The organism is Fundicoccus ignavus, from assembly GCF_009659375.1.
Lineage (GTDB): Bacteria > Bacillota > Bacilli > Lactobacillales > Aerococcaceae > Fundicoccus > Fundicoccus ignavus.
On record NZ_WJQT01000010.1, the window covers coordinates 56,767 to 70,879 of the forward strand.

General features: G+C 35.1%; 13 protein-coding genes, 1 pseudogene and 2 other annotated features. All 14 genes and pseudogenes read right to left on the reverse strand.

Annotated elements, in window-relative coordinates:
- Nucleotides 1-53: 53 nt before the first annotated feature.
- The 14 genes and pseudogenes from GF867_RS08005 to GF867_RS08070 all read right to left on the reverse strand — a co-directional run bounded on the left by GF867_RS08005 (nucleotide 54) and on the right by GF867_RS08070 (nucleotide 13,544).
- Nucleotides 54-860 carry a transporter substrate-binding domain-containing protein gene (locus GF867_RS08005; RefSeq protein WP_153832583.1) on the reverse strand — a complete coding sequence of 269 codons (807 nt, stop codon included), beginning with the start codon at nucleotides 858-860 and terminating at the stop codon, nucleotides 54-56.
- Nucleotides 861-882: 22 nt separating this feature from the next.
- Complete coding sequence (locus GF867_RS08010; RefSeq protein ID WP_172973987.1) at nucleotides 883-1,692, reverse strand: transporter substrate-binding domain-containing protein; 810 nt, start codon at nucleotides 1,690-1,692, stop codon at nucleotides 883-885.
- Between the two features lie 122 nt (nucleotides 1,693-1,814).
- Nucleotides 1,815-2,034: a binding site (T-box leader), on the reverse strand.
- 112 nt (nucleotides 2,035-2,146) lie between these two features.
- Nucleotides 2,147-2,689 carry a rod shape-determining protein MreD gene (mreD, locus tag GF867_RS08015; protein ID WP_343030428.1) on the reverse strand — a complete coding sequence of 181 codons (543 nt, stop codon included), beginning with the start codon at nucleotides 2,687-2,689 and terminating at the stop codon, nucleotides 2,147-2,149.
- Entirely contained in the window at nucleotides 2,679-3,530 is an 852-nt protein-coding gene (gene mreC / locus GF867_RS08020; RefSeq protein WP_153832585.1) for a rod shape-determining protein MreC, read from the reverse strand. Before mreC ends, mreD begins: the two co-directional genes overlap by 11 nt.
- A 17-nt stretch (nucleotides 3,531-3,547) precedes the next feature.
- Nucleotides 3,548-4,570 carry a rod shape-determining protein gene (locus GF867_RS08025; RefSeq protein ID WP_311453832.1) on the reverse strand — a complete coding sequence of 341 codons (1,023 nt, stop codon included), beginning with the start codon at nucleotides 4,568-4,570 and terminating at the stop codon, nucleotides 3,548-3,550.
- Between the two features lie 221 nt (nucleotides 4,571-4,791).
- Nucleotides 4,792-4,992 (reverse strand): cold-shock protein, encoded by a 201-nt coding sequence (locus GF867_RS08030; protein WP_153832586.1) that lies wholly within the window; start codon nucleotides 4,990-4,992, stop codon nucleotides 4,792-4,794.
- 313 nt (nucleotides 4,993-5,305) lie between these two features.
- Nucleotides 5,306-5,455 (reverse strand): annotated as a pseudogene (locus GF867_RS08035) (JAB domain-containing protein); the annotation flags it as partial.
- A 249-nt stretch (nucleotides 5,456-5,704) separates the two neighbouring features.
- Nucleotides 5,705-6,325 (reverse strand): hypothetical protein, encoded by a 621-nt coding sequence (locus GF867_RS08040; RefSeq protein ID WP_153832588.1) that lies wholly within the window; start codon nucleotides 6,323-6,325, stop codon nucleotides 5,705-5,707.
- Nucleotides 6,303-6,530: a helix-turn-helix transcriptional regulator gene (locus tag GF867_RS08045; RefSeq protein ID WP_366927797.1), complete on the reverse strand. Its 228-nt coding sequence runs from the start codon at nucleotides 6,528-6,530 to the stop codon at nucleotides 6,303-6,305. The genes GF867_RS08040 and GF867_RS08045 overlap by 23 nt, the downstream gene beginning before the upstream one ends.
- A 387-nt stretch (nucleotides 6,531-6,917) precedes the next feature.
- The gene (gene radC / locus GF867_RS08050; protein ID WP_153832589.1) at nucleotides 6,918-7,619 is read right to left on the reverse strand and encodes a RadC family protein; all 702 of its coding nucleotides are present in this window, start codon (nucleotides 7,617-7,619) and stop codon (nucleotides 6,918-6,920) included.
- Between the two features lie 61 nt (nucleotides 7,620-7,680).
- Nucleotides 7,681-9,036 (reverse strand): bifunctional folylpolyglutamate synthase/dihydrofolate synthase, encoded by a 1,356-nt coding sequence (locus tag GF867_RS08055; protein WP_172972600.1) that lies wholly within the window; start codon nucleotides 9,034-9,036, stop codon nucleotides 7,681-7,683.
- A gap of 115 nt (nucleotides 9,037-9,151) precedes the next feature.
- Complete coding sequence (locus tag GF867_RS08060) at nucleotides 9,152-11,788, reverse strand: valine--tRNA ligase (RefSeq protein ID WP_153832591.1); 2,637 nt, start codon at nucleotides 11,786-11,788, stop codon at nucleotides 9,152-9,154.
- A gap of 84 nt (nucleotides 11,789-11,872) precedes the next feature.
- Nucleotides 11,873-12,076 (reverse strand) — a binding site (T-box leader).
- 84 nt (nucleotides 12,077-12,160) lie between these two features.
- The gene (locus GF867_RS08065) at nucleotides 12,161-12,802 is read right to left on the reverse strand and encodes a DNA-3-methyladenine glycosylase (protein ID WP_153832592.1); all 642 of its coding nucleotides are present in this window, start codon (nucleotides 12,800-12,802) and stop codon (nucleotides 12,161-12,163) included.
- 10 nt (nucleotides 12,803-12,812) lie between these two features.
- Nucleotides 12,813-13,544 carry an NAD-dependent protein deacylase gene (locus GF867_RS08070; protein ID WP_153832593.1) on the reverse strand — a complete coding sequence of 244 codons (732 nt, stop codon included), beginning with the start codon at nucleotides 13,542-13,544 and terminating at the stop codon, nucleotides 12,813-12,815.
- Nucleotides 13,545-14,113: the final 569 nt, after the last annotated feature.

Below are 14,113 nucleotides of genomic sequence, written 5' to 3' on the forward strand. Positions count from 1 at the left end.
TACATTTCTAATTGTTATCATAGCGAATTTAGAAAAAACAAGCAATTATTATTTTAATTTTCTTGTCTAACTAACTCAATATTTTTTTGAACAATCTCTTCCATTTTTCCTGACTTTACGGCTTCTTCAACCACTTTGTTAATTACTTCAAGTAATTCTTCGTTCCCTTTTGATAAAGCAATTGCCTTATCAAAAGATCCACCTTCAATTTCAACACCTTGGACTGCTTCGATTAAGCCTTCGTTTTGATAAACAAAATCCGCAATGACAATATTGTCCATGAAAACTGCCTCAACTTTTCCAGCTTTGAGAGCTTCAATTAAGTCTCCATTCTTATTCATTGCTACATAATCAGAATCCGGAAATTGCTTCGCGATTAATTGCTCTTGGACCGATGCCTTTAGCACACCTATTTTAACATCTGAAAAATCAGCTAATTCTTTGTATTGCTCTACTTGATCGCTTGCGACTACAAATTGGTTCACAGTTGAGTAGTAAGTTGATGAGAAATCTACTTGTTCAGCTCTCTCATCCGTATAAGACATGCCTGCAATCACCATATCTATTTTGCCACTTTGAACAGTAGGTATAAGAGCGTTAAAAGCATGTTCACTAATTTCTAATTCAACACCAATTTCATCAGCAATCAGTTGAGCTAAATCAAAATCAATTCCAACAAAATCTTGTTCGCCATCTTTCATTTTCACCCACTCGAAAGGTGGATACTCGGCATTAGTTCCCATTACTATTTTGCCTGATTCTTTAATTTCTTCTAAAGTTTTTGCTGATACATTTTCAAGTGGCAACGCTACGAATAATAAAGTGCTTAAAACGAAGACTAATTTTAGAAATTTTTTCATTATATTTCTCCTCTACTTTGCCTTAGTCTTGTGATTTAGTTGATAACTCAATGTTTTTATCAACAATCTTACTTAACTCGTCGGTTTCAATAGCTTCTAGTATGATTTGATCAATAATCGCTTTTAATTCAGCATTGCCTTTTTCAAGAGCTACTGCGTTCCCAAATGAACCATCTTCTAAAGCTAATTCACCAACTACTGCAATGCTATCTGAATTTAAAGTTTCATATTGATAAATAACAACATTATCCATCAAGACTGCATCAATTCGACCTGATTTTAAACTTTCAATTAAATCACCATTTTTATTCATTGACACTATTTCAGTATCCGGGTATTGCTCTTTAATCATCTGTTCTTGAACCGAAGCTTTTAATACGCCAATTTTTACACTAGCAAAATCTTCAAGCGACGTATAGTTACCAACTTTATCAACTGGTACCGCGAATAAGTTTTTCGTTTCAAAATAAACTTCTGAAAAATCTACTTGCTCTGCTCGTTCTTCTGTATATGACATACTTGCAATTGCCATATCAATTTTCCCTGCTTGTATAGCAGGTATTAATGCATTAAACGCTTGGTCGCTAACAACTAATTCAACACCAATTTCATCAGCAATCATACGGGCTAAATCAAGATCAATACCTAAATATTCTTGTTCACCATCGACCATTTCTACCCATTCAAACGGTGGATACTCCGCATTCGTCCCTAAAACGATTTTTCCTGCTTCTTTAATCTCATCTAAAGTTTTTGCTGAAGTTGTTTGTGCTGCAACATTTAACGATAATAAAGCCATTCCTGCCAATAAAACTTTTTGATATAATCTCATAATTAATCCTCCAAAAAAATTTAATTTTCTATTAAGTTTACTGTGACATGTCATTCGTTAAAAACTACCTGTACTTTCAACAAAAAATTGTGATAAAAAAACCCGTCTCTATGTTCACTGAACATAGAGACGGGTTATTCCGCGGTACCACTCTAGTTAACTCCACCACTATTAATGGCTTCATTCCCTCTTTTTGTTAACGCTCAGACAGCGAAGTCGGCTACTCCATTCACCAACTAGTCTCCTAAGTGCGTTTCAATTATTATTCCTCAGTAGGCTTCCACTCTGTCCTACCTCGCTGTGAGCAAATAAATAATTTACTTTCTTAATCTTCGACTTGATTTATTAACTTGATATGAGTTTACACCAAATCCAAATCATCTGTCAATAGTTTTTTAAGAAAAAGATTAGAAAATATTTTTTTAGCAACTTCCCTCTCATATATCTCTTACTTTTAGAAAATGATATATTCATCAAATCCTAGCCAACTAAGTATTTGTTTCGTTGGTAAGTAAAGTAAGAAAGCAAGCACTACATTAAAAATTAAGGTAGGTCCTAAGCGATTCACAAGGAATGTCGTTAAATATACATTAGTAAAACCTAATTCAAAGTAAAATACATAAACAAAAAAATCTACTAATGATACAGCTACAACGAACAACATAAAATTAACAAAAGCTTTCTTAGGAAAGTATTTTCTTATTTTAATAACGAAATAGGCAATCAGTAAATATATCGTTGCATAAACACCTAGTACTGTGCCGATATATGATTCATATACTAAACCAAAGATAAAAGCATAAAATAAAATATGCGTGTCTCTTAAATAAAAACTAAACGTCACAATATAAAATAATGTTAAATGGGAGATAATAATCTGGCTAGAACCGATAAAAGCTCCAGGGAAAATTGCGGGTAAAGCAGCATCCACAATTATTCCAATGAATAAAAGAAGCGGGATTAGCCATCTTGCTTTACGATCTCGACTAATCTTCACTCACTTCACTCCGTTCTCCTACAAGAATTACTGTGACAAAACGAATATCCGTCATTTCGCCTGCTGGTAGAATATTAACCGTTTGGAACAATCCATAATCATCCATTTGCGCCGAAGCTACTTCACCGATTAATAACGTACTTGGTGTCACGCCACCTAAACCTGATGTTATGACCATGTCTCCAGCTTTAATTTCAGCATCAGGGTCAACTTGTGTCATAATATAATTTTTAGTTTTCGGATCATAACTGCTCACAATTCCGTTTGCTGATGTTCCAGATTCTGTTTGTACACGTGCCGAAACAACACCTTCATTCGACTGTTCTGAAGTTAAGAGTAACACTTTGGAACTATTAGGTGTTACCTCAATAACACGACCAATTAATCCGTTGCCTGACATAACCGCTAAATCTTTACGTACACCATCATTTGATCCAACATTAATCACTAATGTCTCCATCCATTGATCTGGGCTACGAGAAATGACGGTTGCACTTAATGGCTCAAATTCACTTAAAGTTTCGGTTAGATTTAGTTCTTGTCTCATTTTCTCATTTTCAACTTCTAAATCTGCGATTCTTACTTGCATTTCATTGACTTGATCAATACGTTGTTTCAAATATTGATTTTCTTCAAAAGTATTCACTAAGTTATCGACTGAATTAACAAATCTCACAACCATATTGACTGGTTCAGAAAAAATTCTCCCAGCCCAAGATGACGCCTCATTGACTGATGTCGTTACAAGATTAGATGTACTACTGAATAACGAGTATGAGACTAACGAAACGATGGCGATACTCGCTATTAAAATTCCAATTAATTTTTTATTATTAAACATTCACGATCCTCTTTCTACTAACGAGCTTTTTTTTCTGCAATTTTTGATTGGATGTCTAACTGCTTTAACATCTTTCCAGCGCCAATCGCCGCACTATCAAGCGGAACACTCGCTAGATTGACTGGAATCCCTATTTCGTCATGAAGACGCTCTGGAAGACGCTTCAGTAAAGATCCACCACCGGTTAAGACTATACCATTTTCGATGATATCAGCTGATAATTCGGGTGGTGTTTGTTCCAACACTTGCTTGATACTCGTCACGATCATTTGAATGACTTCATCAACCGCTTCTGCAACAATGCTCGCTTCAACATACTTTTCATCTGGAACACCCGTCGCAATATTACGTCCTCTGACTTTTAGTTTATCCGAGGTATCCTGTTCGGTAAACATAGCATTACCCAATACTATTTTTATTGTTTCAGCTGTGTAATCTCCCACCGCTAATTGATAATGATTGCGTACATACGCCATTATCGTTTCATTCATTAAACTTCCTCCGGCACGCGAACTGCTACCATTGACAATTTCACCATAAGAAATTGTTGCAATATCTGTTGTTCCGCCTCCGATGTCAACAACCATTTTACCTCTAGGTTCTTCAATCGCTAAATTTGCGCCTAAAGCTGCTGCAAAAGGTTCTTCAACAATCATTGCACGATGAATACCTAAATCTTTGATCGCATCAATAACAGCACGTCTTTCAACTTTCGAAATACTACTCGGTACGCAAATAACTACTTCTGGTCTTGATAAAGATCTCAAAACAGCTTGTTTGATAAAATGAGCTAACATTTGTTTCGTTAAGGAAAAATCTGCAATAACACCATCTCTAATCGGTCGAATCGTTTCATAAGTATCTGATGTTCGGCCAACTAATTTAGCCGCCTCTTTCCCATATGCTACTACTTCACCTGTCTTAATATTCCTAGCAACTATCGATGGTTCTCGAAGTGCAATTCCCTTATTATCTATATAGATAATTGTATTAGCAGTTCCTAAATCTATTCCTAATCGTTGCTTACTAAACAATCCCACTACACTTCGATCTCCTTACTTATTTATATTGTGTGTTTAACACTCGTTAAAATATTATAGCAAAAGTAGATAGCAAAAAGCTACCTGTAGAATGGTTCTTAATGAAATTCCAACATTCATTGGTTTCATGATGTGTTGTTCTATAGGATTTCTTTTAATAATTATTCTAAAAATAAAAAAAAACCGAAGAATAATCTCCGGTTGAATTTCATAAAATAAGATTAAGCTTTTTCTACGTTAGCTGCTTGAGGGCCACGTGCGCCATCTTCAACTTCAAATGTAACTGCTTGACCTTCTTCTAAAGTTTTGAAGCCGTCGCCTTGAATAGCTGAGAAGTGTACAAACACGTCTGCTTCGCCTTCACGCTCGATAAATCCAAAACCTTTTTCTGAGTTAAACCATTTTACTGTTCCTTGTTCCATGAATAGAAATCCTCCTCGTGCCCAAAAGCACTTTTTAATTTTATATTCTTGCTAACTGGTACGAAGCGGATGTTACAAAAACAATCTTTCTTACCTCTTACAAAAACATAATTATATAATAACATACTCTATTAAAATTGCAACCACTTTCTTAACTTCTATTTAAATATAATAACGCTTTTATACTTTATTAGCCACGATGTAAGCGGTCTTCACATTTCCTAAGAAACCGCTTCGCACAGCTCATATCTTGTAATCTAATTTTAATAAAACTGATTAACTCCCATTAAATTGCAAGGTATATTTTACATTATTATTCATCAAAGATTTTAGAACTTTCTCGTAAACTTAAATATTCATTTTGGCCAATTATCAAATGATCCAAGATTTCGATTCCCATTAATTCTCCACACGCAATCATGCGCTTCGTGAAAAACAAATCAGCAGACGACGGCTCTACATTTTATCAAGAGTAAATTACAAAAGAATCATTTAAATCAATACTTTCACTTTGAATACATGTATTTGAAGTGAAAGGTAATTATTTCAAAAATAGTAAAACCTGTATCTTAAATTACTTAATAGTAACATAAGATACAGGCTGATTTTTATTCATTGTTATTTAACTAAAGCACCCTTTTGTTGAAGAGCAGAACGAACAGTTTTTTAGATTTACTTTCTGCACAACCTCTATATTTAAACATTACATTCACTAACCTTCATTTTTTTCTTTCCTCAAAGTGTATAAGAAAAAGAATGGAAAAAAGCCACATACTAAGAAAACTAACGCTGTTATAACGCCGTCCATTGCAGTGTGTCCATCACTGATAGCTGTGATAACTCCTATTGTAATACTAATTAGCGTTACTGCGATAAGTGAAGTCACTAACCCCTTCTTTGCTGATTCTGATTTTTGGTCAGTTTCGTAGGCGACATCGATATTCATTCGCATGAAAATCAATATCATCGTTGCAACTGTAAAGAGAATCCATATCGGATTTTCACGTGCCTGCTCTATACCTCCAGCAGCATACTCATTTCCTAATATAATCACGAATCCAATGACCTGAATAGCGTATGCAATCCGCGTTATTTGCAGATTTCTCAATGTTAGACGTTCATCATCTTTGCCGAAGGACATAAATGCTAATACGATTGTTGAAGCGATAAATACAATCCATAATGGATTCTCAAAGACACCATCTATTCCATTCGTAATAAAGTTATATCCGAGAATGGCAATGATTCCGAGTGTTTGAAGCGTATAGCCAGTACGCATAATTTTTAAATTTTTAATCGCAAGCCGTTCATCATTTATTCTTTGTATCTTCATTGCTAAATTCGCCCCTTTCTATCCAAAATACATCGTTTAATGTTTTGTTGACTGCATAACAAATTTTAAGACAAAGCTTTAAAGTTGGATTATAGTTCCCTTTTTCAATTAAGCTGATAGTTTGCCGAGTAACACCTACTTTTTCGGCTAACTGTTGCTGTGTTAAGTCCACTTGAACCCGAGCGACTTTAAGATTGTTTTTCACTCCTTTCGAACACCTCCTACACTTATTGTAACATATAAATTACATAATTCAATATATCTATTACATATTTCAATGTATAATTTACATTATTTATTGAAGCTACCTTTGTAATACTGATCTCCTCCATTGGTGGAATGAGTTCTTATTATATTTTTATTTTTATAATAAAAAAGCGACTGCTAATTCGAACAATAGCACTCGCTAAGTGAAGTATTTACGTATAATTATAATCATTCCTCAACTATCCTGCCCCGTTAGTTTAAGTGCATCCTTTCACAAGCGGTCTTCACATTTCCTAAGAAACCGCTTCGCACAGCTCATATCTTGTAATCTAATTTTAATAAAACTGATTAACTCCCATTAAATTGCAAGGTATATTTTACATTATTATTCATCAAAGATTTTAGAACTTTCTCGTAAACTTAAATATTTATTTTGGCCAATTATCAAATGATCCAAGATTTCGATTCCCATTAATTCTCCACACGCAATCATGCGCTTCGTGAAAAACAAATCAGCAGACGACGGCTCTGTATCTCCTGATGGATGATTGTGTGCGATAATCAAACGCGCTGTCGGATACTTGACAGCCTCTTTAAAAATCTCTCTAGGATGGGCAACACTACTGTTAACCGTTCCCATAAAAATGGTTTTCTGCTTTATTACCTCATTTTTAGTGTTTAAGAATAGAACAATTAAATGCTCTTGCTGCAAATCAGACATTTCTTGTAGAAGTCTTTGACCTGCTGACCGAGTGGATGTGATATGACCAAATTTAGGTAAATCACTGGCATTAATGCGCGCCCCTAATTCTATTGCCGCTTTTAATTCGAGTGACTTTATAGGACCAATGCCTTTAATCTTTTGCAACTCATCAATACTTGCCTGCTTAAGTTCGTACAAACTCTCAAAAGATTGTATAAATCGAGATGCTAGTTGTAAAACATTCTCTTCTTTTGTGCCTGTTCTTAAAATAATGGCCAATAGCTCGTGTGTTGCCAATGCTTTTTCACCATAATTTAATAAGCGTTCTCTAGGCTGAGCATCTTTTGGTACCTCACGAATAAATGATTGTTGAATTTTTGACATAAAAATAGCCTCCTTTTTGTATTCATATATAAATACGTAAAAAAGAGGCAAAAATCACTTTTTAATTTGAAATCTTTTGAAATTCTTTAACAATATGTTGACGAATAGCCGAAACAAAGTATAGAGAACCCGTTACTAGTAACATCTGATCTGCATTCTTTGTGAAAATAAAGTCTGTAATATATTCTGGCCAATTTTCAACGAATTGAACAGGTTGTTGCAGATGAGTCGCTTCACTTAATACTAATTCTTTGAATTGTTCAAGTGACATAGCATTAGGATGCTCAAATTCTGTTACAGCTAAACTACTACTCTCGAATGTAGACAACAAAGGTAATTGAGCAGCTTGATTTTTAGAATCTAGTCCTGCATATAAGATATGTATTTCTTTATGAGGGAAATATTCTGTCACTAGCTGTTTAAGTGCATTTAAACCTGCAACATTATGTGCCCCATCAATATAAACAAATGGCTCTTCATGAATTCTTTCCATGCGAGCTATCCAATTTGTTTTCTGAAGAGCAGGTTTAGCAATAACCCAGTCAATTGGTTGTTCAATATGGCGCATCCATAGTTCAAATGCTTGTAAAGCTACCGTAGCATTTTGGACTTGGTGTAAACCTAACATACCTATCGCAAAATTATTTTGTTGCGTTTCTTCAGCTTCAGTTGAAGTTTGCCAAAAGTTAAATGTTGAACCTTGATCTAAATGGTTTAGAATATCTGACATACCATACTCAATTTGATAACGGTAAATTTCTGAATTCATTTCTTTCGCATAATTCTCAATTACTGTCAATGGCCCTTCGTCTATCAAACCTGTTACAACTAAACTATTTGGCTTAATAAGACCTGATTTTTCTTCAGCTACTTCTTCAACTGTATTGCCTAGTTTATCACCATGATCTAAACCTATGGTTGTAATAATTGCTAACTGTGCATTCACTACACTCGTACAATCTCTTCGACCACCAATACCTACTTCTACTAAACATACATCAGGCTTCTTCATATTAAAATAAATCGCCATCATAACAGTATATAACTCAAAGAAAACTAAACGTCCAAATTCTGTTTGTTCCATATAATCATTAATTTGAACCATTTCTTCAATTACAAACAATAAATCTTCATCTGAAATAAGTTCACCATTAAATGTAAAACGTTCTTTAAAGGTCATAATATGAGGTGATGTAAAGGTTCCTACTTGTAAACCTTGACTTAGTAATAATTCTCTTAAAAAGGCAGTCGTCGACCCTTTTCCATTTGTTCCAGTAATATGGATAGCAGGGAGACCAATGTGTGGATTGTCAATAAAAGCTAATGCTACCTTAACTCTCTCAACACTATTTCCTTGACCCGTACTTCTTTGAGCGTTTAGCCATTCAATGGCTTCGTTAACATTTATAAATTTCAACTGCTTTCGTTCTCCTTCGTGTTGCCACAGATATAATACACTTAGTGTGTTTAATGCAAAAAGTTTCCATTGCAAACCTCAAGTAAAAAATTACTTGAGGTCAAATTTTAAAATATTATAGCAGCGTTTCGAGCTGTGCGATTCTTTCAGTTACTGCGTTCAACTGACTAACATAGTCTTCACGTTTAGCGCGTTCTTCCTCCACAACTTTTTCAGGAGCCTTGCTAACAAATCCTTGATTCGCAAGCTTCTTATCGATCCGGTCTACTTCTTTATTTAATTTTATTTGTTCTTGTTCTAATCGTTTAATCTCATCTTCAATTTTAATTAATCCTTCTAGAGGCATTAAAATTTGTGCGAATGATAATGTTTGAGAAACTACTTCTTGAGGTGTCTCTGGATCCATTGAAATTACGAGGTTTTCTGGGTTACAGAAACGTTCAATATAAGCTTGGTTAGCTTTTAATAACTCCACAACTTCCTCGTTATTTGCTTTGATGAATAAATCAACCGCTTTTGACAACGGTGTATTCATTTCATTACGAATCGTACGTACGCCACGAATAACTTCAATCAATTGATTCATTGCTGTGACAGCTTCAGGCTTGATGTACGCATCATTTACTACAGGGTAGTCAGCAATAACTAATGAAGATTTTTCGCTAAGTAATTGTTGCCAAATTTCTTCCGTAACAAATGGCATAATTGGGTGCAACAAGCGCAAGAATTGATCCAATACATAAATCAAAATACTTTTAGTAGTCTTATTGTCTGATGTCTCATCTTGTAGACTTTCTTTAGTCATTTCAATATACCAGTCACAGTAATCATCCCAAATAAAGTGATATAGAATACGTCCGGCTTCACCAAATTCAAACTTATCAAATAAACGTGTTACCGATTCAATTGTAGTTTGTAAACGAGCAAGAATCCATTGGTCAGCAATCGTTTGGTCTTCGCCTATCTCGATTTGATCAATCGTTAAGTCTCCTACATTCATTAAAACATAGCGACTTGCATTCCATATTTTGTTAATGAAATTCCAAGCTGAACTTAGTTTTTCTTCACTATATCGAACGTCTTGGCCTGGTGCAGAACCATTTGCTAAGAACCATCTTAAAGCGTCTACTCCGAATTCATCGATAACATCCATTGGGTCAATGCCGTTACCTAATGATTTGCTCATCTTACGCCCCTCAGCATCACGTATCAATCCGTGAATTAAAACGTTTTGGAATGGACGTTTACCAGTAAATTCTAAACTTTGGAAAATCATGCGACTTACCCAGAACGTTAATATGTCGTAACCTGTTACTAAAGTGCTTGTTGGGAAGTAGCGATCAAAATCTGCAGATTCTTCAGGCCAACCCATTGTTGAAAAAGGCCATAAAGCAGATGAAAACCATGTGTCTAAAACATCTGGATCTCTTTGCCAGTCTTCTTCGTTTTCTGGAGCAGTTTCACCAACATAAACTTCGCCTGTTTCTTTATGATACCAAGCTGGAATTTGATGTCCCCACCATAATTGACGCGAGATAACCCAGTCATGAATATTCTCCATCCAAGTTAAGAAAGTATTATTGAAACGTGGCGGGAAAAATTCAACAGCATCTTCACTAGATTGGTTATTAATTGTCTTCTCAGCTAGTGGTTGCATTTTAACAAACCATTGAGTAGATAAAAAAGGCTCTACTACAGCGCCACTTCTTTCAGAATGACCAACACTATGATCCATCTCTTCAATTTTAACTAATAAGTCAATTTCTTTCAGATCAGCAATCACTTGTTTTCTAGCTTCAAATCGGTCTAAATCAGCGTATTTGCCTGCATTTTTATTCATTGATCCATCTAAGTTCATAACGTTTAATCGAGGTAAGTCATGACGATTCCCCACTTCAAAGTCATTAGGATCATGCGCCGGCGTGATTTTCACAACACCTGTTCCAAATTCACGATCAACATATTCATCTGCAACGACCGGAATTTCACGATTCATTAATGGTAACATAACCGTTTTACCAATTAAGTGTTGATATCTTTCATCTTCTGGATGAACAGCTATTGCAGTATCACCTAGCATTGTTTCAGGACGAGTGGTCGCAATTTCGACTACTTCATCACTTCCAACTACAGGGTAATTAATATGATAAAACGCACCTTTAACATCTTTATGAATAACTTCGATATCCGATAATGCTGTTTGAGCTTTAGGATCCCAGTTAATAATATATTCTCCACGATAGATTAAACCTTTGTTATATAGATCAACAAAGACTTTATTAACTGCTTTATTTAAACCAGTATCCAGCGTAAAACGTTCGCGAGAATAGTCAACGGAAACACCCATTTTTGACCATTGTTCACGTATTGTACTTGCATACTCTTCTTTCCAATCCCAAACTTGTTGAACAAATTTTTCGCGACCTAAGTCATAACGACTAATTCCTTGGGTTGCTAATTTCTCCTCAACTTTTGCTTGTGTCGCAATTCCCGCATGGTCCATACCTGGTAACCATAGCGTATCGAATCCTTGCATACGTTTTTGTCTAATAATCATATCTTGCAAGGTTACGTCCCAAGCATGTCCTAAGTGTAATTTACCAGTTACGTTTGGTGGTGGAATTACAATCGAATAAGGTTCTGCTTCTGGATTGCCTGATGGTTTGAACACACCATCATCTAACCATTTTTCGTAACGACCTGCTTCAACTGCCTGCGGATTATATTTCGTAGGCATTTCTTCTCTCTTCATATTCTCGCTTCCTTTCATTGCGATTCCTAGTAGTTTTATTAAGCAATTAAGTGATTTTCACCAAAATAAAACGCCCTATGCTTAACATAGGACGTTTCATCAACGTGGTACCACCTAATTTTAGAAAGTATTATTTTCTTCTCATACATTGTTAACGAAGTTTTACTCCGTGAAGCATTACTAAATTTCACACTTCAAGCTCCGAGTTACTTTCGTTAATTATGAAAGCTTTCACCAAATACTTTCTCTCTGTATATTATTAACTACTCTTCTCTTCATCGCATATTATTATATCAAGTTATCCTTGATAGATTAATCTCAGTTTAGCAAATCATTGCCTTTTAAACAAGTAGCTACAAAAAAAATTTACAATTATAATCGGCAGCTTTTCCAACCGAATGTTTCTGATATTTCACCTTTGAAACGAGAAACAAATGGATTACCTTTTACATAAAATCTAAGTGCTGCATCTGTCCATTTTCCTTTGTTTTTAATGCCAATTCTTGGCGAACTTTGGATTTTAATTGGAATTACTCTCTTGTTTGGTTCAATAGATAATCTGGAATCTAATATATGTTCTAAATTGTAGTCCATCGAAATGCCCATGGCTTGGCTGAGTTTTCCCGGACCATTCGATAACTCATGTCCTGTTTTTTTACGTCGCTCCGTCATTAACTCAAGACCCTCTAGTGGTTCTAATGCACGAATCAATACCCCTTGTGGAACACCTTTAGGTTGTGTCACAATGTTAACTAATATATGTCGATGCATTTGATGCACATATAAAGTGCCTGGCTTACCAAACATAGCTTGGATACGAGGCGTATTACGCCCATTGTAGCTATGAGCAGCTTCGTCCTCAAGCCCAAGATATGCTTCTGTCTCAACAATGATGCCACTTGTTAGACCTTCTGGTGTTTCGTTTACTAAGACGCTGCCTAATAATGCTTGGGCAATTTCTTCTGTGGTGTAATTTTCACCGCTTCCTTGATAGTATTCCAATAAATTAATCATTATAGTTTCATCACCTTACCTGTGAGAACACTTCATTCATTTCAGCTTCGAAAATCAAGGCATTAGGTAAATATGTATGTAGCCTTGTTTTATTCACAACAACCAAATACTTTCCTTTGAAATAATTAATAAGCCCTGCTGCTGGGTATACTATGAGAGATGTTCCAGCGACAATTAGCATGTCAGCTTCTTCTATTGCTTTAATTGAGGATTCAATTGTCTCATTTTTTAAATTTTCTCCATATAAGACAATATCAGGTCTGACTACTCCTTGATCAAAAGGACAACGAGGAATACCTTCTTCGTCAATTTTTAGATCATCCAACGAATACACACGATGACATTCTAAACAATAATTATCTAAAACCGTTCCGTGTAATTCATGAACGATTGTACTTCCTGCAGTTTGATGTAACCCATCTATATTCTGTGTAATAACTGTTACTTCTTTTCCTTCTTGTTCAATATTAACTAGAAAATTATGGGCCAAGTTCGGTTCGGCTTCTGGATAAATTAGCTTTTCTGAATAAAATTCAAAAAATTCTTTAGGATGTTTCACAAAAAAATGATTTGAAATAATCTCCTCCGCAGAATATTTACGATGAGTATCTTCCATGTAAAGTCCTGTAGCCGAACGAAAATCCGGTATACCGCTTGCTGTAGATACTCCAGCCCCACCAAAGAATGCAATCTTTTGACTGTCAGCTAATTGTTCACGAAACAGCTTGATTTTTTCTTCCATCGTCTTCCCTCCTCATTTTCTTCCATATTTTATTATATAATGAAAACAGACTAACAACAAAAAATCTCAACTTTAACTTCCATGTATCATAATCGGATAACTTCAAGATAATTTCGAGACAACTTTGTTTTATTTACTGAATAAAACATTTATAGTTAATTGTTATCTATCTTCTTAATCCATTTAGGTTTGAACACTGCCCTTGAAAATAAATAAGGTAATAGTAGCAAATAGTTTAAGTATCTCTAAAGCAATAAACCCTTATACTATCATAAAGCCTCGGTCGAATCCGAGGCCATTAATTTTCATTTAGTAGTTTTAATTTGATATTACAGCGATACTTTCTTTGAATAGCTACGCATAGTTCAGCGACTTGTTTTCCAGAGCGGTACAAAGGGTAAGCGGCGTAGCTTGCTCTTAATCTGAGCACAGCGAAGTAGACAGAGCCTAGTCGATTGATCTGAAAAAGCACGAACTTCACGATCACAAATGAGGCTTTGAAGGTGACCCACTCCTTGAAAAGGCAATAAGCTAAGTGAATTACAAAGCTTGGTAAACCAACATAAAAT